General features: G+C 37.9%; 15 protein-coding genes and 1 pseudogene. 13 read left to right on the top strand and 3 right to left on the bottom strand.

Translation table 11 applies throughout. The features are described from left to right. The first annotated feature begins 136 nt into the window (after positions 1 to 136). The 6 genes from HT697_RS03805 (at position 137) to HT697_RS03830 (ending at position 8,503) form a co-directional block, all read left to right on the top strand. Positions 137 to 1,330 carry an O-antigen ligase gene (locus tag HT697_RS03805; RefSeq protein WP_173233271.1) on the top strand — a complete coding sequence of 398 codons (1,194 nt, stop codon included), beginning with the start codon at positions 137 to 139 and terminating at the stop codon, positions 1,328 to 1,330. Positions 1,331 to 2,012: 682 nt separating this feature from the next. After that, positions 2,013 to 4,001, top strand: a complete 1,989-nt coding sequence (locus HT697_RS03810) for a peptide ABC transporter substrate-binding protein (protein ID WP_173262206.1) — start codon at positions 2,013 to 2,015, stop codon at positions 3,999 to 4,001. Between the two features lie 66 nt (positions 4,002 to 4,067). Further along, a complete protein-coding gene (locus HT697_RS03815) occupies positions 4,068 to 5,564 on the top strand; it encodes an ABC transporter permease (protein WP_000759899.1) in 1,497 nt (498 codons plus the stop codon). Next, positions 5,564 to 6,490, top strand: a complete 927-nt coding sequence (gene oppC / locus HT697_RS03820) for an oligopeptide ABC transporter permease OppC (RefSeq protein WP_000103703.1) — start codon at positions 5,564 to 5,566, stop codon at positions 6,488 to 6,490. The genes HT697_RS03815 and oppC overlap by 1 nt, the downstream gene beginning before the upstream one ends. An 8-nt stretch (positions 6,491 to 6,498) precedes the next feature. Next, on the top strand, positions 6,499 to 7,566 hold the full coding sequence (locus tag HT697_RS03825) for an ABC transporter ATP-binding protein (RefSeq protein ID WP_173229297.1): 1,068 nt from the start codon (positions 6,499 to 6,501) through the stop codon (positions 7,564 to 7,566). A gap of 10 nt (positions 7,567 to 7,576) precedes the next feature. Further along, the gene (locus tag HT697_RS03830; protein ID WP_173262209.1) at positions 7,577 to 8,503 is read left to right on the top strand and encodes an ATP-binding cassette domain-containing protein; all 927 of its coding nucleotides are present in this window, start codon (positions 7,577 to 7,579) and stop codon (positions 8,501 to 8,503) included. Positions 8,504 to 8,917: 414 nt separating this feature from the next. On the opposite strand, the gene HT697_RS03835 is transcribed toward HT697_RS03830, so the two are convergent. Together HT697_RS03835 and HT697_RS03840 are read right to left on the bottom strand one after the other, a co-directional pair. After that, entirely contained in the window at positions 8,918 to 9,796 is an 879-nt protein-coding gene (locus tag HT697_RS03835) for a LysR family transcriptional regulator (RefSeq protein WP_173262212.1), read from the bottom strand. 127 nt (positions 9,797 to 9,923) lie between these two features. Further along, positions 9,924 to 10,274, bottom strand: coding sequence for a helix-turn-helix transcriptional regulator (locus HT697_RS03840; protein ID WP_164226984.1), 351 nt, complete (start codon positions 10,272 to 10,274; stop codon positions 9,924 to 9,926). 358 nt (positions 10,275 to 10,632) lie between these two features. Here HT697_RS03840 and HT697_RS03845 point away from each other — a divergent pair, with 358 nt between their 5' ends. The 7 genes and pseudogenes from HT697_RS03845 (at position 10,633) to HT697_RS03875 (ending at position 19,142) form a co-directional block, all read left to right on the top strand. After that, positions 10,633 to 12,258, top strand: coding sequence for a malolactic enzyme (locus HT697_RS03845; protein WP_173219688.1), 1,626 nt, complete (start codon positions 10,633 to 10,635; stop codon positions 12,256 to 12,258). A gap of 76 nt (positions 12,259 to 12,334) precedes the next feature. Continuing rightward, positions 12,335 to 13,282, top strand: a complete 948-nt coding sequence (locus HT697_RS03850) for an AEC family transporter (RefSeq protein ID WP_173219685.1) — start codon at positions 12,335 to 12,337, stop codon at positions 13,280 to 13,282. Between the two features lie 12 nt (positions 13,283 to 13,294). Next, entirely contained in the window at positions 13,295 to 15,829 is a 2,535-nt protein-coding gene (gene mprF / locus HT697_RS03855) for a bifunctional lysylphosphatidylglycerol flippase/synthetase MprF (protein WP_173262215.1), read from the top strand. Between the two features lie 103 nt (positions 15,830 to 15,932). After that, positions 15,933 to 16,052 (top strand): annotated as a pseudogene (locus tag HT697_RS03860) (IS630 family transposase); the annotation flags it as partial. A gap of 391 nt (positions 16,053 to 16,443) precedes the next feature. Further along, on the top strand, positions 16,444 to 17,421 hold the full coding sequence (locus HT697_RS03865) for an ABC transporter substrate-binding protein (RefSeq protein WP_173233259.1): 978 nt from the start codon (positions 16,444 to 16,446) through the stop codon (positions 17,419 to 17,421). An 11-nt stretch (positions 17,422 to 17,432) separates the two neighbouring features. Beyond that, positions 17,433 to 18,326: an ABC transporter permease gene (locus HT697_RS03870; RefSeq protein ID WP_173233257.1), complete on the top strand. Its 894-nt coding sequence runs from the start codon at positions 17,433 to 17,435 to the stop codon at positions 18,324 to 18,326. A 12-nt stretch (positions 18,327 to 18,338) separates the two neighbouring features. Next, positions 18,339 to 19,142, top strand: coding sequence for an ATP-binding cassette domain-containing protein (locus HT697_RS03875; RefSeq protein ID WP_000157661.1), 804 nt, complete (start codon positions 18,339 to 18,341; stop codon positions 19,140 to 19,142). Positions 19,143 to 19,174: 32 nt separating this feature from the next. On the opposite strand, the gene treR is transcribed toward HT697_RS03875, so the two are convergent. Continuing rightward, positions 19,175 to 19,885 (bottom strand): trehalose operon repressor, encoded by a 711-nt coding sequence (treR, locus tag HT697_RS03880; protein WP_173262218.1) that lies wholly within the window; start codon positions 19,883 to 19,885, stop codon positions 19,175 to 19,177. Positions 19,886 to 19,910: the final 25 nt, after the last annotated feature.

Genomic DNA, 19,910 nt, shown 5'->3' on the forward strand with positions numbered 1-19,910 from the left:
TACTTTGAGAAGTTAGCAAAATAGTTTTTTTATTTTAGTAAACGTTTCCCTTGTTTTCAAATTGCTAAAAAAGTGGTACAATATAGGATAGCTTACTATTATCTGAATCAACTGATTTGGAGAGAAAGGATTCATTTTGAAATCAATAGGCTTTATTGAAAAGCTGAAAGGGTTGTCTAGTAAAGAGCTGATTTTATTGGGAATTATCCTGAGTATCTTTTTGCCCTTTTATCTTTTTGTAGTTGTATTCTGTTTATATATTATCAGTTTGATTTTTACAGGAGACATGAAAAGTATTCTTCAGAAAATGGGGGAGCATCCGATGCTGCTTCTTTTTCTTGGCTATAGTACTGTTATATCCATTCTTGCACAAAATTGGATGGGGCTTGTGGCTTCAGTAGGAATGTTTCTATTTACTATTTTCTTTTTGTATTATCAGTCGATTTTATCCCATAAATTCTTTCGCTTGATTTTGCAGCTCGTCTTATTTGGTAGCGTCTTGTCAGCTGTTTTTGCGAGTTTAGAGCATTTCCAAATTGTGAAGAAATTCAACTATGCTTTTCTTTCACCTAACATGCAGGTGTGGCATCAGAATCGTGCAGAAGTGACCTTCTTTAATCCTAATTATTATGGAATTATTTGTTGTTTCTGTATCATGATTGCCTTCTATCTGTTTACAACGACCAAGTTGAATTGGTTGAAAGTATTCTGTGTGATTGCAGGCTTTGTGAATCTCTTTGGTTTGAATTTTACGCAAAATCGAACTGCCTTTCCTGCTATTATCGCTGGAGCCATTATTTATCTCTTTACGACCATTAAAAACTGGAAGGCCTTTTGGCTTAGTATTGGGGTCTTCGCAATCGGCTTGAGCTTCCTCTTTTCTAGTGATTTGGGAGTTCGGATGGGGACTTTAGACTCTTCTATGGAAGAACGCATTTCTATCTGGGATGCTGGGATGGCTTTGTTTAAGCAAAATCCTTTTTGGGGTGAAGGGCCATTGACTTATATGCACTCTTATCCTAGAATAAATGCTCCTTATCATGAACATGCTCACAGTCTATATATCGATACGATTCTGAGTTACGGAATTGTGGGGACTATTTTATTAGTTTTGTCTTCTGTTGCTCCTGTTCGCTTGATGATGGATATGAGTCAGGAGTCGGGGAAACGCCCGATTATCGGCCTTTATCTATCTTTCCTTACAGTGGTTGCTGTGCACGGAATCTTTGACTTGGCCCTCTTCTGGATTCAGTCAGGTTTCATTTTCTTGTTAGTTATGTGCAGTATTCCATTGGAGCATCGAACGTTGGTATCGGACATGACGGATTAAGTATATAAGATTACAATCTTCTACCTTGGGTGGGAGATTTTTATATACACTGGACATGTCGTGCATCTGAGGTGTAAGTCCTCTGTAGGGCTCCACTATCGGTGAATACAATAGCTCTCCCCAAGCCTGACTATCGTGAGGTAGTGGATTAAAATGGTCTGGGGATAGATCGTTTTAAGTCTGACGCAGGAAATAAGAATTGTCAAAGGAAGGGATAGCGAAATCGTGGCACTACTAACAGGAACGTGATAGCAAGGCGTATATAGTGGATAAGGTAGCGAGAAATTTTAAAGTATAAAAGATAGTCTTAATCTATATGTGTAAATCACGAAAGTAATTGAATTTGGAATAAGGTTGGTGTGAAAAAGATATAGTAAATTGAATCTTGAATACTAGAATGATACTTCTACAATATTATTATAATTTAATTTAAATTCCAAAATCACATTGTTCAGTCCGTATTTCATTTTACTATAGGTCTTTCTAAGCTCCAAAGTTTCTGCGTCAAATTTCCTATTTTCGCTGTAGCCTTTGATACTTCGAACGACAATTTGAATCATATATTCAGAAAAAATGAAAAATTTGTGTTAATAAGCCTAAATATTCTGAAAATTCGTTTACTTTTCTTAAAATCTATGATATAATTGATAATGACCTATACTTTATTACGAGGAGTGAAGAAATGAAAAAAAGTCAAGTGCTTGCTGTAGCAGGAGCTACCTTATTAGCGTCAGGAGTTCTAGCTGCGTGTTCAAACACTAGTTCAAGTAATGCTAAACTAGCAAAAGATTACCAATATGTTTATCAAACAGATCCAGAAACTTTGGATTATATTGTCAGTAATATCGATTCAACATCATTCATCACAACAAATGCTGTAGATGGTTTGTTGGCTAACGATAAATATGGTAATCTGGTTCCTTCTATCGCTGAATCATGGACAGTTTCAAAAGATGGTTTGACTTATACCTATAAAATCCGTAAGGATGCTAAATGGGTAACTGCAGAAGGAGAGGAATACGCTCCTGTCACTGCTAAAGACTTTGTCACTGGTTTGAAACATGCGGTAGATGGAAAATCAAAAGGACTTTCAATCGTTAGCTCTTCTATTAAAGGATTAGAAGCATATATCAAGGGTGAAACAAGCGATTTTTCAACCGTCGGAGTAAAAGCACTCGATGACCAAACACTAGAGTATACCTTGAACCAGCCAGAAACTTTCTGGAATGACAAGACAACTAGTGGTGTTTTGATGCCAGTTAATGAAGAATTCTTAGCTTCAAAAGGGGAAGGTTTTGGTTCTCCAACAGATGCTAACTCTATTCTTTATAACGGTCCATTTGTCTTGAAGGCTGTAACTCCTAAATCATCTATCGAGATGGCTAAAAATGACGCTTACTGGGACAAAGAAAATGTAAAAATTGAGAATGTTAAGTTCACTTTCTGGGACGGTAAGGATCAAGATGTAATTGCCAAAGGTTTTTCTGATGGTCAATATAGCAAGGCTCGTATCTTCCCTACAAGTTCTACATATGAAAAATATGCAGCTGACTTCAAAGATAACATTTACTTTAATGAACCAGGTGCGGGTGTTGCAACTGTCAGCTTGAACTATGGCCGTACAACTTATAACCACACTGCTAAGACAAGTGATGCCCAAAAGACATCTACTCAAAAAGCTTTGCTAAATAAGGAGTTCCGTCAAGCCTTGAACTTTGCGGTCGATCGCAATTCTTATTCAGCTCAAACAAATGGTACCGATGGAGCTGCAGTAGCCATCCGTAATACGTTTGCACCTTATAATCTTCAAGTTGGTAAGAAAACATTTGGTGAATTGGTACAAGATAGCTTGGCTAAGACAAATTCTTCTACTTGGTCAAACGTATCTCTAGCAGATTCTCAAAATGGACTTTACAATGAAGAAAAAGCTAAAGAAGTCTTTGCTAAAGCTAAATCAAGCCTACAAGCTGAAGGTGTTGAATTCCCAATCCACTTGGATGCCTTGGTTATCCAAGAATCAACAGCGGTTGTAAACCGTGTTCAATCATTGAAACAATCAATTGAAAAAGTATTGGGTTCAGATAATGTTGTTGTAGACTTGCAACAAATGACTCAAGCAGAAGCTTTACCAATTTCATTTAGTGCTCCAACAGCTAAAGAGCAAGATTGGGATATCCACACCTTGCTAGGATGGAACCCTGACTATCAAGATCCTTCTACTTTCTTGGATCAGTTTGTCATCAAGGGAGGAAACACTCGCCTTTACCTTGGTATTGACCAAAACACTGATGCATCAGTAGTAAGCAAACTTGCTTTAGCTGACTATGGAAAATTGCTTGATGATGCAAACAGCGAAAACCAAGATGTTCAAAAACGTTATGAAAAATACGCAGTAGCACAAGCTTGGTTGACTGACAATGCTTTGACAATTCCAGTAATGGCTTCTCCTAAAGAAACAGCCGTTTCATATGTTTCAAAAGTTCTACCATTTAGCTCATCATATTCTGTAGCCGGCCTTAAAGGTGAAAATTCAGGATACTTGAAGTACACTGAAGTTGGTGAAAAAGCAATCACCAAAGAAGAGTATGAAAAAGCTCGTGAAAAATGGTTGAAAGAAAAAGCTGAATCAAATGAGAAAGCTCAAAAAGAATTGGCAAGTCATGTGAAGTAAATAATTTCTAATAGAACTTTCTCTCCATGAGGAGAAGGTTCTTTTGGGATTTTTAAAGGAAATAATATGAAAAAATATATTTTTATGCGTGTTTTGCGGTCATTGGTTTCGATTTTCTTAGTAACGACTTTGACCTACACGATTATCTATACCTTGGTTCCTCGAAAATTGATTTTCAAGCAGGACCCTAACTATAATAAAATTGCGACAACGGCTGATAAACGTGATAACTATGAAAATACTGTATTTGAGCGTATGGGCTACATTGAGTATTACGATACTAAAGAGTTGCAAGAAAAGGCAAGTAGCATGGATTCTTCTGTAACAGTAGAGGCAAATGCGACCAATAAAGCTATTTATGAAAAGTACATCAATCAATTAGGTCATGGTTGGACTTTGGGAGAATTTACTGAAAGTGGTCAATTTTATGCTACTCGTGAAATTCCAATTTTTGAACGTGTTTTTCACTTCTATGCTAACTTGATTGACATTGACCATACAAATAAAATTCAAGACCCTGAAAATCCAGACTTGAAACGCTACCTTCGTTTCGAAAATGATCCAGCTATCGGATGGTCATTGGTCGGCTCAGGTACTAAACATAAATATCTCTTGTACTTCAACAGTCAGTTCCCATTTGTGCATCAAAATTTTGTGAATATCAATTTAGGAGACTCTTATCCAACCTATGCTAATACACCAGTTCTTCAGGTTATTACTCAAGGTCAAGGACAAACCAAAACTGCTCAAGTTCAGTTCCCAACAGGTAAGAAAACGTCTTCTGTAAATATTTACTCAAGAACCTACAAGTCACCTAGTCAGGCTGACTCTCGTGAAGTAGCTAGCTATGGGAAAGATGATCCTTATACAGCGACTGAAAGTAATTACCAATATCCATCTATGATTGTCAGCTCTGCTATTGCTGGTTTGATTGGTTTGGTGATTTCTTATGCGATTGCCGTGCCACTTGGTTCAGCCATGGCTCGTTTCAAGAACACTTGGATCGATAGCTTCTCAACAGGTGCTTTGACCTTCTTGATGGCGCTTCCAACAATCGCCCTTGTTTATATTGTTCGATTGATTGGTTCCTCAATTGGTTTACCAGATTCATTCCCTATCTTAGGGGCTGGAGATTGGCGTTCTTACGTTTTACCAGCAGTAATCCTTGGTTTGTTGGGTGCTCCTGGTACAGCTATTTGGATTCGTCGTTACATGATTGACTTGCAATCACAAGACTTTGTTCGTTTTGCTCGTGCAAAAGGTTTGTCTGAAAAAGAAATTTCAAACAAACACATCTTTAAAAATGCCATGGTTCCGCTGGTTTCAGGAATTCCTGGTGCCGTTATTGGTGTTATCGGTGGTGCAACCCTTACTGAAACAGTCTTCGCCTTCCCAGGTATGGGTAAAATGTTGATTGACTCTGTAAAAGCATCTAATAACTCTATGGTCGTTGGTCTTGTCTTCATCTTTACATGTATTTCTATCTTCTCCCTTCTTTTAGGAGATATTTGGATGACCATTATTGACCCACGTATTAAATTAACTGAGAAAGGAGGCAAATAATGTCTACAATCGATAAAGAAAAATTTCAGTTTGTAAAACGTGACGATTTTGCCTCTGAAACTATTGATGCGCCAGCATATTCTTACTGGAAGTCAGTGTTTAGACAATTTATGAAGAAAAAATCAACTGTAGTCATGTTGGGAATCTTGGTAGCTATCATTTTGATGAGTTTCATCTACCCAATGTTTTCTAAGTTTGATTTCAATGATGTCAGCAAGGTAAACGACTTTAGTGCTCGTTATATCAAGCCGAATGCTGAGCATTGGTTCGGTACAGACAGTAACGGTAAATCACTCTTTGACGGTGTCTGGTTCGGAGCTCGTAACTCCATCCTCATTTCTGTGATTGCGACAGTGATTAACTTGGTTATCGGTGTTTTTGTCGGTGGTATTTGGGGAATTTCAAAATCAGTTGACCGTGTGATGATGGAAGTTTATAATGTCATCTCAAACATCCCATCTCTTTTGATTGTCATTGTCTTGACTTACTCAATCGGAGCTGGATTCTGGAATCTGATTTTTGCCATGAGTGTAACAACATGGATTGGGATTGCCTTCATGATTCGTGTGCAAATCTTGCGTTATCGTGATTTGGAATACAACTTGGCATCACGCACTTTGGGAACACCAACCTTGAAGATTGTTGCCAAAAACATTATGCCACAATTGGTATCTGTTATTGTGACAACCATGACTCAAATGCTTCCAAGCTTTATCTCATACGAAGCCTTCTTGTCTTTCTTCGGTCTTGGATTACCAATTACAGTGCCAAGTTTGGGTCGTTTGATTTCAGATTATTCACAAAACGTAACAACCAATGCTTACTTGTTCTGGATTCCATTGACAACTCTTGTCTTGGTATCCTTGTCCCTTTTCGTAGTTGGTCAAAACTTAGCGGATGCTAGTGATCCACGTACACATAGATAGGAGTAGAAATGACAAAAGAAAAAAATGTAATTTTGACTGCTCGCGATATTGTCGTGGAATTTGACGTTCGTGACAAAGTATTGACAGCCATTCGCGGCGTTTCCCTTGAACTAGTTGAAGGAGAAGTATTAGCCTTGGTAGGTGAGTCAGGATCAGGAAAATCTGTTTTGACAAAGACCTTCACAGGTATGCTCGAAGAAAATGGTCGCATTGCTCAAGGTAGCATTGACTATCGTGGTCAGGATTTGACAGCTTTATCTTCTCACAAAGATTGGGAACAAATTCGTGGGGCTAAGATTGCGACTATCTTCCAGGATCCAATGACTAGTTTGGACCCAATTAAAACAATTGGTAGTCAGATTACAGAAGTTATTGTAAAACACCAAGGAAAAACAGCTAAAGAAGCGAAAGAACTGGCTATTGACTACATGAATAAGGTTGGGATTCCAGACGCAGATAGACGTTTTGATGAGTACCCATTCCAATATTCTGGAGGAATGCGTCAACGTATCGTTATTGCGATTGCCCTTGCCTGCCGACCTGATGTCTTGATCTGTGATGAGCCAACGACTGCCTTGGATGTAACTATTCAAGCTCAGATTATTGATTTGCTCAAATCATTGCAAAACGAGTACCATTTTACAACAATCTTTATCACTCACGACCTTGGTGTGGTAGCAAGTATTGCGGATAAGGTAGCGGTTATGTATGCAGGAGAAATCGTTGAATATGGAACTGTTGAGGAAGTCTTCTATGACCCTCGCCATCCATATACATGGAGTCTCTTGTCTAGCTTACCTCAGCTTGCTGATGATAAAGGGGATCTTTACTCAATCCCAGGAACACCTCCGTCACTTTATACTGACTTAAAAGGGGATGCCTTTGCCTTGCGTTCTGACTATGCAATGCAGATTGACTTCGAACAAAAAGCTCCTCAATTCTCAGTATCAGAGACACATTGGGCTAAAACTTGGCTACTTCATGAGGATGCTCCAAAAGTAGAAAAACCAGCTGTGATTGCAAATCTCCACGATAAAATCCGTGAAAAAATGGGATTTACCCATCTGGAAGACTAGGAGGAAGGAAATGTCTGAAAAATTAGTAGAAATCAAAGATTTAGAAATTTCCTTTGGTGAAGGAAGTAAGAAGTTTGTCGCGGTTAAAAATGCTAACTTCTTTATCAACAAGGGAGAAACTTTCTCGCTTGTAGGTGAGTCCGGTAGTGGGAAAACAACTATTGGTCGTGCGATAATCGGTCTAAATGATACAAGCAATGGAGATATCATTTTTGAAGGTCAAAAGATTAATGGTAAGAAATCGCGTGAACAAGCTGCAGAATTGATTCGTCGTATCCAGATGATTTTCCAAGACCCTGCGGCAAGTTTGAATGAACGTGCGACTGTTGATTATATTATTTCTGAAGGTCTTTACAATTATCATCTGTTCAAAGATGAAGAAGAACGTAAAGAGAAAGTTAAAAATATTATCCGTGAAGTAGGTCTTCTTGCTGAGCACTTGACTCGCTACCCTCATGAATTTTCAGGTGGTCAACGTCAACGTATCGGTATTGCCCGTGCCTTGGTCATGCAACCAGACTTTGTTATTGCGGATGAGCCAATTTCAGCCTTGGACGTTTCTGTTCGTGCCCAAGTCTTGAACTTGCTCAAAAAATTCCAAAAAGAACTTGGTTTGACCTATCTCTTTATCGCCCATGACTTGTCGGTTGTGCGCTTTATTTCAGATCGTATCGCAGTTATTTACAAGGGTGTTATTGTAGAGGTTGCAGAAACAGAAGAATTGTTTAACAATCCAATTCACCCATATACTCAAGCCTTGCTTTCAGCGGTACCGATTCCAGATCCAATCTTGGAACGTAAGAAGGTCTTGAAGGTTTACGACCCAAGTCAACACGACTATGAGACTGATAAGCCATCTATGGTAGAAATCCGTCCAGGTCACTATGTTTGGGCGAACCAAGCCGAATTGGCACGTTATCAAAAAGGACTAAACTAATAATGGTTTTATAATTTCCATGTCAACTTTTATGGAAATTATAAACCTTTTTTTGTTGGACTGATTTGAAAGTCTTTAAAAGCTTCCTGAAAGAATTTTCGAAAGAAATAGAATTCTTAGAAAATCATTGAATTATAGTGAGATGAAATAAAATCTGAACAACTTTATTAGGAAAGTCAAATTAATTTCTAGAAAAGGTTTAGAAGTCGCGGCGTATTACTCTAGCTTCAATCTACTATAGTCTAATACTCTTCGAAAATCTCTTTAAACCACGTCAGCTCGATATGCCATCTCAAAACAGTGTTTTGAGCAACTTGAGGCTAGCTTCCTAGTTTGCTTTTTGATTTTCATTGAGTATAATATCTACAATGTAAAAAACTCTAGCTATCAGTTCATTGATAGTTAGAGTTTTTTCTATTCATATGATTTAAGGAGATTAAATAAGGCTTCTACTTCTGATGACGGTGTAGCTGATTTAAGGTAAGCGTAATAAACTGTAAAAGTTATCTTGTCCTTCGGTATAAGAGGAATTTTTATTAAATCATCATCTTCATCAGAAAGTGCGATATCAGCCAGTAAACTAAGGCCAATCCCTTTCTTTAAAAGTTCTTTAAGGATGGCAATGTCATCAGTCTTAAAGAATATTTCTGCCTTGTTTTGATACTTTTGATTAAGCGTTTCAAAAGCTTTCAGGTGAACAAAGTGTTCGTCTAAGAGTATAAAGGATTGATCTGCTAATTCTTCAAAAGCGAGGGAAGGAGCAGTGGCAAAAGGATGGTTCTTAGATAAAACGACATACAGTTCTTTATGAAATAGCTCGTGTGACTCTATTGAAGGATAGTTGAGAGGTTCAATCAAACCGAGTAGGCTTGCATCAAGGTCTCCTTTGATGAGAAGGTTTAATAACTCCACGGAGCCACCGCGGATAGGGCGTACCTTTTTTAAAAAATCGAATTTATCTTTTTCGTTTAAGGCAGCAAAGAGATACTGAATGATAATAGGAGGGAATCCTACAGTAGAGTATTGTACCAAGGAGCGATTAATTTCTTTGCGAGTAGAAATGACCTCAGGTAAAATCAGTTCTGTATGCTTTAGAAGGATTTGTCCTTGAGGAGTTAGCTTGAAGGAACGATGCGAGGGGTCATGGTGAATCAATTTGCAGTTAAAGGATTCCTCTAAGCGCTTGATAGCATAAGAAATAGATGGTTGGCTGACTTTATGTTGTTTTGCTACTTCCGTATAGGATTGAAGCTGGCAGAGGTCATAAAAATATTGTAGATCTTTTAAATTCATATGGGCTCACTTTCATTAGTTGGAGAAGGAAAATAAGTGGAAAACAGCAGATAAATAATTTTTATCCGTATCCTACAATTTGACTATACGAGTATTCACCAGTTAAAATGTAAGTGAGTCAGGAATCTCAAAGATTATCTAAGATACTCTCAAAAATGACCAACATCTTTTCTCGTTTATCAATAGGGAGCTGTTTAATCTTCATGTTGATTCTTTTGAGTGAAAGATTGCCACTCTTATCAGAGGTTGATTCAAGGCTATCAAAATTGAAAAATTCCTCTGGGGTCATTTCTAGGGCGTCAATCACTTTTTCAAGACTGTGAATGGTCAGATTCACATTTTGGTTTTCAAGTTGATTGATATATTTAAGCCCGAGTCCTGCTTGTTCCGAAAGTTCTTCCTGGCTCATTTTATTCTGTGTTCGAAAATATTTCACTTTTTGGGAAATATATTGTTGTAAATAGTTTTTAGTTGTCATATAAATAGAATACAAGTTTTATATGACAAAAAAACACCTTAAAAAATACAAAGTACTACATAGCGAACTTATATGATATTTATTTTAATTAGGATTGTCAATTTGTATGATTGGTTTATTTTACTCGAAACTTTTAGTAAAGAGTGATCATCGAGAGTTTGATGAGTTCAGAAATTTATAAAATATAACAACTTAAAGTATTATCAATAATAGTGTTTTAAGTATAAAAGAGCCTATTAGAAATTGTTCTCGTAGACTCATTATAACATATGCGTATACAATTGTATTATTTAAACAACAACGTTTCATAAACAATTCGTTTCATGTGGTATAATATAAGTAAAAAGGAGGTTGCACTATGACTGCACATGATATTTTAAACAATCCTTTCCTCAATAAAGGTACTGCCTTTACCTTAGAGGAGCGAAAGGAACTAGGCCTTATTGGTTTACTGCCACCGTATGTTCAAACGATTGAAGAACAAGCGGCGCAAACTTATGCACAAATGCAAACAAAAGCCAATGATCTGGAAAAACGTCTTTTCCTAATGGAAATTTTTAATACCAACAGGACTCTTTTTTATTACCTCTTTTCTCAACATTTGGAAGAATTCAATCCAATTGTATATGATCCAACCATTGCAGATACCATTGAAGGCTATAGTGATCTTTTTGTAGATCCCCAATATGCGGGATATCTTGATATCAATCATCCTGAAAATATTGAAGCCACTTTGAAAAACGCTGCCGGGGGTCGCGAGATTCGTCTCATTGTTGTAACAGATGCAGAAGGAATCCTTGGAATTGGCGACTGGGGAACAAATGGTGTCGATATTTCTGTTGGGAAATTGATGGTCTATACGGCTGCTGCTGGAATCGATCCTTCAATGGTCCTTCCTTTAGTCATTGATGCAGGGACTAACCGTGAAGAACTTCGTAACAATCCTAATTACTTAGGAAATCGTCACGAACGGGTCCGCGGAGATCGTTACTACGACTTCATTGACCAATTTGTTCAAACAGCAGAACGTCTCTTTCCTAAACTTTACCTTCACTGGGAAGATTTTGGTCGCTTGAATGCTGCCAATATTCTTGAAAAATACCGGAAACAAATTCCGACCTTTAATGATGATATTCAAGGTACGGGAATCGTTACCTTGGGTGGTATCTTTGGTTCGCTGGATATTAGTGGTGAAAAATTAACAGATCAAGTTTATCTCTGCTATGGTGGTGGTACTGCGGGTGCAGGAATTGCCTCTCGTGTTCTTCGTGAAATGGTAAGTGAAGGTCTTTCTGAAGAAGAAGCCTATAAACGTTTCTTTATGGTTGATAAACAAGGTCTTCTCTTTGATGACATGGATGACTTGACACCAGAGCAAAAACCATTTGCTAAGAAACGTGCTGATTTTAGTAACGCAGATAAGTTGACTGACCTGCTTGAAGTAGTGAAGACTGTGAAGCCAACTATTCTTGTAGGAACTTCAACTCAGCCTAATACCTTCACTAAAGAAATAGTAGAAGCTATGTGTGAAAACACAGAACGTCCAATGATTTTCCCTTTGTCAAATCCAACTAAATTGGCAGAAGCTAGTGCCAAAGATTTGATTGAATGGTCAGATGGCAAAGCTTTTGTCGCAACAGGAATTCCTGCTGATACGGTTTCTTATAAAGGTGTAGACTATGTGATTGGTCAAGCAAACAATGCCCTGATTTACCCAGGTCTTGGTCTAGGTATGCTGGCTTCTGAAGCAAGTCTTTTGACTGATGAAATGATTGGAGCAGCGGCGCATTCATTAAGTGGTATTGTCAATCCAGGCCAGCCAGGAACTCCTGTCTTGCCGCCATTCAAGTATGTAGCAGATGTTTCTATTAAAGTAGCAGAAGCAGTCGCTGAAAAAGCACAAGAGCAAGATCTTGCACGCGCTAAGGAAACAGATATGGCCAAAGCAGTTCGTGATTTGAAGTGGTATCCAGAGTATAAATAATTCATTTCTGCTGCTATCCTTCTATAGTGGCAGATTTGTATGGGCTGTGGACTTAAGTAATTTAGAAAGGACACCTATGTCACTCTTTTTAACTTCGATTACGAGTATCATTCCGATTATTGCTATTATTGTTTTGGGGTATATTCTTCAGGTGAGGGGATGGTTTGGGGATGCCTTTGGACCTAACCTGTCTCGTTTAATCATGAATGTAGCCTTGCCAGCGTCAATCTTTGTGTCGGTGATGAAATACCTAACGCTAGATAAACTAATCAGTCTTTCTGGAGGACTCTTTTATACTTTTGTAGCATTTAAATTGGGCTATATCGTAGCTTATATTGCAGTTAGGCTTTTCAAGGTTCGTCCAGGACGGCGAGGGACCATGATTAATACCTTTGTGAATGCCAATACTATTTTTATCGGTCTACCATTAAACGTTGCTCTTTTTGGTAATCAGGCTCTTCCATATTTCTTAATTTACTATATCACCAACACGATTTCTACCTGGACATTAGGCGTGTATGTGATGACGAGCGATAGTAAATCGGGTCAAAGCAAGAAGAAAACTAAATTTGACTGGAAGAAATTGCTTCCAGCTCCGCTTGTAGGTTTTCTTGTCGCTCTACTATTTTTGATTCTCCGAATCTCCATTCCAGATTTCGCAACGAATACCTTAACTTATGTAGGAAATATCGTCACTCCCTTATCTCTGATTTATATTGGTATCGTTCTTGCAAAGGCAGGCTTGAATACTATTACTTTTGATAAGGATACAATTGTCACTTTAGTTGGACGCTTTATCCTAGCTCCTCTGATTATGCTTCTTGTATTGAAGTTCTCTGCACCAAATATGGCGACAGTAGAATTTAAGACCTTTATGATTCAGTCCGCTACACCAGCTCTAGCTGTTCTCCCAATCCTTGCTAATCAGGGAAAAGGAGACGTGGAATTCTCTACGAATGTGGTGACTCTAAGTACGGTTCTATTTATCGTTGTTATTCCAATATTACAAACTTTATTAGGATAAGAGGATGAGCTTGTGAGAACAATTTTGAATTGCATGAAAAAATGGCAGACACTCATCAAGATTACCTTATTTTTATCTATTGTTAGTCTCGTTATTGTAGAGATAATCAGACTTTTTAAGACAATTTCGTTTGATAAGGTTGGAGCAATCTTGGGGGAACTCTCTCCAATAAAACTGATTTGTTTAGTTTTCTTTGGTTCTATGGCTGTTGCGCCAATGATGCTCTATGATAGAATCCTAAATAAAGAACTTAATCAGAAACAAAAATTATCTTACTTACTAGAAACAAGTTGGACTATAAATAGCTTGAATAATATGATTGGCTTTGCCGGTTTGGTGGATGTTGGTTTACGCTATTCTTTCTATGGAGATGAAGAACGCTCTGAAAAAAGTATGCAAGGAATTTCTCGTGTCATCCCTTATTTTATGAGTGGTTTCTCACTGTTTGCACTGATAAGTTTAATTTTCACAATTATATTTCCTATTTCAATGGGGATTAAACAATATTGGCCAGCTCTTTTGGGAGCTTGTCTCTATCTTCCAATTATTTTATTTGTTTCAAATAGAAAAAAATGGGTCTATTTTGGTCAATTGAGTGGAAGGACAATTTTATCTTTAGTGCTAACTTCTGCCCTTGATTGGGCTAGTGTATTAAGTTTTTTCCTTTTGGTTGGGTATGTTTTAGGCTACAATTTACCAATTTATGATGTAATCCCCCTCTTTATGATTGCTATTACAATTGGCATTATATCGATGATTCCTGGTAGCCTAGGTAGTTTCGATTTAATTATGGTATCTGGTTTAGTTGCCCTTGGTATTGATAAAGATCAGGCGCTAAGTTGGTTACTAGTATTTCGTTTATTCTATTATATTCTTCCTTTCTGTTTAGGAGTTGTTTTATTCTTTAAAAATATGGGTGGCCGACTTAATGAGAAATATTTGGGAATTCCCCAAAAGGTTATTGAATCACTATCCACTATAGTATTGGTTTGGGGGTTGCGACTTTTTGCTTTCTTCCTCGTGGTGTCAGCTATAGTTCCTCAAGAATTAGGACATCTTCCTTTGTTTAAAGAACTTTCACCTAGCACTGGACAGTTTGTTTTTCAACTTCCTAGTATCATTCTCGGCGTTCACTTCTTCCTTCTTGCAAGACTAGTTAAACGACGTTTAAAATTTACATTACCATTAGCTACTGTACTAGGTCTAGTAAGCCTTGTTTATTTGAATATTGGTAGTTTTTCATTAGCAAGTAGTTTTTTTCTAATCATTATTTTGTCTATCATATGGTGGATTAGAAATACATTTGTTCGCAGTCATTATATTTATGCTTGGGAAGATTGTTGTAAGGATATATCGTATATTGGTGGAAGTTTCTTCTTGACCCTTGTTTTGTTAGGACATTTGAACCCTCATCATGTATTTGAAGTTAAACATCTTCCTCATTTGATTACACACTGGATTCATCTTTTTGGCTCGTCTCTGATATTGGTGATTTCGTATGTTTTGGTACTCCGTGAGAGTAATCAAACCAAAGAGAATTTTGGAGAAGTTTTCGATAAGCAACGTTATCAAGACTTTATTGCAACAATACCAAATATAAATTTAGATGCTGCCCTGGCTTATTTAGATGACAAATACCTTTATTGGTACCAAGAGGATGGTCAAGACAAGGTTGTTTTCCAATTTGCAATTGAAAATAATAAATGTGTCGTTATGTCGGATCCACTGGCACAGTCAGGATACTTAGAAAAAGGCTTATCGAAGTTTTTAGAGGATGCGGAGGACACAAATGTCTCTGTTATTTTCTACGAAATTAATCAAGAAACCACCCTATTACTTCATGAATATGGGTACGACTTTATGAAATTTGGGGAGACTGCTCAGGTATTACTCGATAGATTTACAACCGAAGGAAAACAAGGAAAGAAATTTAGAACAGTTGTTAATCGATTAGAAAGCAAGGGGTATCAATTCCAAGTATTACAACCACCTTTTGATAAGAAGTTGCTTAACACCCTTAAAGAAATATCGTATAATTGGCTAGATGGTCGCCAAGAAAAAGGGTTTTCACTTGGATTTTTTGATGAGAAGTACATTCAATTAGCACCAATAGCCCTTGTAAGGGATAAGGAAGATAAGGTTCAGGCTTTTGTTACCTTTTTAGCTTGTAATGATCCTGAAGAAGCTAGCATCGATTTGATGCGCTACCACTTAAGGACAGTACCCAATGGTATTATGGATTATCTCTTTGTGAAATTATTACTTCATTTTAAAGAAGAAGGAGTTAGTTTATTTGAATTAGGTATGGCGCCGTTGTCAAATGTAGGAACTGAGAAACATAGCTTTCTACAAGAAAAAGTAGCCTATCTCATCTATGCCTTCACTAATCGATTCTATTCATTTAGTGGTCTTAGACAGTATAAACAAAAGTTTAATCCTATTTGGACACCTAGATATGTTGCCTATCCTCGGGATACTTGGCTTATTTTGGATATGTTAGCAATCTACAGAGTTGATAACCGAAAAGTAAAGAGATTGTCGTATTGACTATTGGTTTTAAACAGTATAAAATAACTGTCGATTTTTTGTTCGACTGCTAAGAGTCAGTTTAATACTATACTAAAATCAAAACGCATTATATAATAGTGATATGAAATCAACCAAAGAAGAAATACAAGCCATCAAAACACTTTTAAAAGGCTCTAGTACAACTAAATACCATAAAAGTCTTCAAATCTTTCTATTTTGTCTAATGGGCAAATCTTTGAAATTATCCTAAAAGAATTGAAAGCTCCTTGAAAGAATTTTCAGAAAATTTTAAAAAATTCTGAAATATTCTTGACAGCTAATGAAAAAGGTGGTAAGATAGGAAACATCAAAAAAGAAAGCAGAAAAAGAAATGAATAAAAGACAAGCTGTAACGATGAATCAAAACTTTTACTTTAGCTACTTTAGATAGTGTTTGTAGACATGTCACCATGGATGCAAACAGTTCAAGCAATTTGTTTGTATCTATGTGGCTAAGATTTTTGATTGTGGTCCATATAGATGAATATCTAAATGGACTAGCTAAGTTGTAACTTGTTAGATTATTTCAAGCATCCGTTTAGATAGTATCTAGGCGGTTTTTTGTTTTATCTTTTCTGAGAAGGAGTTTCATTATGAAAGTTGTTCGAAAATTACTAGCACCCCTCTTGGTAGTGGGAATTCTCTTGACCTCTCTGATCAGTTTGCATCAGTTGAAGGCAGATAAGAAAAAAGATGTGTTTCGTATCGGTATTTCGCAATTTATTACCCACCAGTCTCTAGATGCTACTAGAGAAGGCTTTGTAGATGAACTGGCTAAACAAGGCTATGTTAAGGGGGAAAATATTGAGATTGATTTGCAAAATGCACAGGGAGAACAACGAAATCTAAAAACGATTTCCCAGCAACTAGCAGAATCTAGTGATGTCGTTCTAGCTATCGCAACGCCTTCTGCTCAGAGCTTGGCCAATACAACACAAGCGACACCTGTTATCTTTTCAGCGGTAACAGATCCTGTCAGTGCCAAGTTGGTTAAGTCAAGAGAGCATCCTGGGAGCAATGTAACTGGGACAAGCGATCAGTCATCAGATGCCATTTCAACCCAAATCAATTTGATAAAGAAAGTGTTACCAAGGGCTAAAACGATTGGAATTCTCTATACTCAGAGCGAGCCAAACTCAGTTGTCCAAAAGGATGAAGCTAAGCGCCTTCTGGAGGAAAAAGGCTTTACCGTTGTTGAAAAAACAATCTTGGACAGTAACAACGTCAAGGCGGTTGCAGAAAGCTTGATGGCAGAGGTGGATATGGTTTTTGTACCAACGGATAATATCATTTCATCAACCATGGAAACAGTCAAGCAGGTTTCTATTAAACACAAGGTTCCAGTATTTGGTGGTTCAACAGAAATGGTTGCGGTTGGTGGCTTGTATAACTACGGAACAAATTATGAAGAATTGGGACGTCAGACAGCACGAATGCTGGTTCGTGTTTTAAAAGGTGAGAATCCAGAAAATATAGCAGTTGAGTTGCCTGAAAAACTGGAATTGCATACCAATCAAGAAATGGCAGACGCATTGGGAATTGATATTAGTAAGTTAGAAGGCAAGGAATAAGGAGGTTTGAGATGAATTTTGTATTATCTAGTTTATCAGAAGGTTTGTTGTGGTCGATTATGGCGATTGGGGTCTACTTGACTTTCCGTATTTTGGATATTGCGGATATGACTGCTGAGGGGGCCTTTCCACTGGGGGCGGCTGTCGTCGTATCTCAGATACAGGCAGGGACAAATTCTTGGATTGCGACTTTACTTGCTTTGTTCGCAGGTATGGTAGCAGGTCTAGTATCAGGAATGCTCCACACCAAGATGAAAATTCCAGCTCTCTTGACAGGGATTGTGACCTTGACAGGGCTTTATTCCATCAATATTAAAATCATGGGAAGTGTGCCTAATCTTTCCTTGGGAGATTCTGCAACCATCTTTAAACAATTGGCAAGCTTGGGTCTAACAAATGAAGAAGCTGTTTTCTCTTTCAGTTTAGCTTGTCTCTTCCTTGTTTGTCTAGTCTTGACCCTCTTGATGAAAACAGAGATTGGCTTGGTCTTGCGTTCGACTGGGGACAATATTCCGATGAGTGAGGCCAATGGGGTCAATGTAGACACCATGAAGATTGTTGGTTACATGATTTCAAACGGCTTGATTGCCTTATGTGGTTCCTTGTTTGCCCAAAATGATGGATTTTCAGATGTGACTTCTGGGACAGGAACCATCGTTGTTGGTTTGAGTGCAGTTATTATTGCGGAAGTTTTGATACACGATTTGACCATTGGAGGCCGCTTGTTATCCATCGGAATCGGTGCTATTGTTTACCGTTTGATTATTTTAAATATCTATGAAATTCCAAATCTAGATCAAAATTTGGTACGTCTCTTTAATGCAATTTTGTTAGCCTTGGTTTTATTTGCACCAGAATTACAAAAGAGATTAAAGATTCGTGGTCTGAAATTGAGAAATGAATAGGAGGAGAAAGTTATGGCAAGTTTGTTAACACTTGAAAATATTCACAAAACATTTGAAGCAGGGACGGTCAATGAGAACCATGTCCTCAAAGGATTAGATTTAGAGGTTGAAGAGGGAGATTTTATCTCTGTGATTGGTGGAAATGGAGCAGGGAAATCCACTTTGATGAATATCTTGGCTGGCAATCTATCGGTGGACGAAGGGGACCTTTTATTGGCAGGCAAATCCATTAAAAATCTGAGTGTAAGAAAGAGAGCCAAGGATATCGCCCGTGTTTTTCAAGATCCTAAGATGGGGACAGCTTCTCGTTTGACGATTGAGGAGAATATGGCTATTGCCTTGAGACGCGGGCAGAAGAGAGGGCTTGGTTGGGGCGTGAAGGAAAAGGATAGAATCCAGTTCCAAGAGGCCTTGAAGGAGTTGAATATTGGCCTTGAAAACCGCTTAAAAGTAGATACTCAATATCTCTCAGGAGGACAAAGACAGGCCTTGACCCTAGTCATGGCAGCTCTGGTGAAACCCAAACTTTTGCTTTTGGATGAACACACTGCGGCACTTGACCCGAAAACTAGTCAAATGGTGATGGATTTGACGCAAAAGATTGTGGAACACCATCAGTTGACGACTTTGATGATTACCCATGATATGAACCATGCGATTGAGTATGGTAATCGTCTCATTATGCTCTATCAAGGCAAGATAGTGGTGGATGTCAAGGGAGAGGAGAAAAAGCATCTGACGGTTGAAGATCTCATGCATCTCTTCCAGAAAAATAGTGGCCAAAGTCTAGTCAGTGATGAATTGGTTTTAGGATAAAGAAAAAGGCTGAGATCCAGTGTCTCAGTCTTTTATTTCTTGCGTTTTGCAAAATCTACAAATCTGAATTTTTCTAACTTATGGCGACTTTCGGTAAACTGAAATTGCCGTCCGTCTTGGAGATAGACTTTTGATTTAATCGAAACGACATAAGGGTCTTTGCCAATGTCCATGAGAATCTTGTCTCGGTCATTTGAGTGGTCAATAGTTATTTCCTTTTGAGCATAATCAATAAGGAGTTTGAGGTCGTCCTCTATATAAGAATAGATGGACTGCTCAGCAATTTGCCGAGTGATATTTGGGATGAGTTCCATATCCAGATAGTCCGTATCCAGAACGGATACCAGATCATCCACCACACGCTGGCGGACCACCTTCCAAACCATACGAAACTCTGGGAAGCCAGTTATTAGTGAGGATTTTTTATCAATAATAATCTTGTCCAGACTGACGACATTGGTTTTAGAGCGCAGTCCAAGTTCTTGAACCAGTTCTTGGTAGCTAGTGAGGTTGGAGACAGGGAAATTGACGGTTTCTTCTTTGACGACTTGAGAACCTTGCCCTCTTATCTTTTTGATCAATCCTTCCTCTTGGAGGAGAGACAGAGCCTTTCGGATGGTATCACGGCTTACCTGATACTGGTTCATAAGGTCGTGCTCACTAGGAAGGAAATCTCCGACAGCGTAAGTCTCGTTTTGAATGGTTTCTTGGATTTGCTTAAATAATTGTTGGTATTTCTTCATTTTTGCTTACTTAAATAGGTTTTTA

This window comes from Streptococcus sp. 1621, assembly GCF_013276615.1.
Taxonomy (GTDB): Bacteria; Bacillota; Bacilli; order Lactobacillales; family Streptococcaceae; genus Streptococcus.

Excerpts from the sequence above, each read along its gene's own strand:
- HT697_RS03830 (WP_173262209.1), top strand. The coding sequence starts at position 7,577 with ATGTCTGAAAAATTAGTAGAAATCAAAGATTTAGAAATTTCCTTTGGT.
- HT697_RS03870 (WP_173233257.1), top strand. The coding sequence starts at position 17,433 with ATGAATTTTGTATTATCTAGTTTATCAGAAGGTTTGTTGTGGTCGATT.
- treR (WP_173262218.1), bottom strand. The coding sequence starts at position 19,885 with ATGAAGAAATACCAACAATTATTTAAGCAAATCCAAGAAACCATTCAA.
- HT697_RS03850 (WP_173219685.1), top strand. The coding sequence starts at position 12,335 with ATGTCACTCTTTTTAACTTCGATTACGAGTATCATTCCGATTATTGCT.
- HT697_RS03865 (WP_173233259.1), top strand. The coding sequence starts at position 16,444 with ATGAAAGTTGTTCGAAAATTACTAGCACCCCTCTTGGTAGTGGGAATT.
- HT697_RS03810 (WP_173262206.1), top strand. The coding sequence starts at position 2,013 with ATGAAAAAAAGTCAAGTGCTTGCTGTAGCAGGAGCTACCTTATTAGCG.
- HT697_RS03875 (WP_000157661.1), top strand. The coding sequence starts at position 18,339 with ATGGCAAGTTTGTTAACACTTGAAAATATTCACAAAACATTTGAAGCA.
- HT697_RS03845 (WP_173219688.1), top strand. The coding sequence starts at position 10,633 with ATGACTGCACATGATATTTTAAACAATCCTTTCCTCAATAAAGGTACT.
- HT697_RS03815 (WP_000759899.1), top strand. The coding sequence starts at position 4,068 with ATGAAAAAATATATTTTTATGCGTGTTTTGCGGTCATTGGTTTCGATT.
- HT697_RS03835 (WP_173262212.1), bottom strand. The coding sequence starts at position 9,796 with ATGAATTTAAAAGATCTACAATATTTTTATGACCTCTGCCAGCTTCAA.
- HT697_RS03840 (WP_164226984.1), bottom strand. The coding sequence starts at position 10,274 with ATGACAACTAAAAACTATTTACAACAATATATTTCCCAAAAAGTGAAA.
- oppC (WP_000103703.1), top strand. The coding sequence starts at position 5,564 with ATGTCTACAATCGATAAAGAAAAATTTCAGTTTGTAAAACGTGACGAT.
- HT697_RS03825 (WP_173229297.1), top strand. The coding sequence starts at position 6,499 with ATGACAAAAGAAAAAAATGTAATTTTGACTGCTCGCGATATTGTCGTG.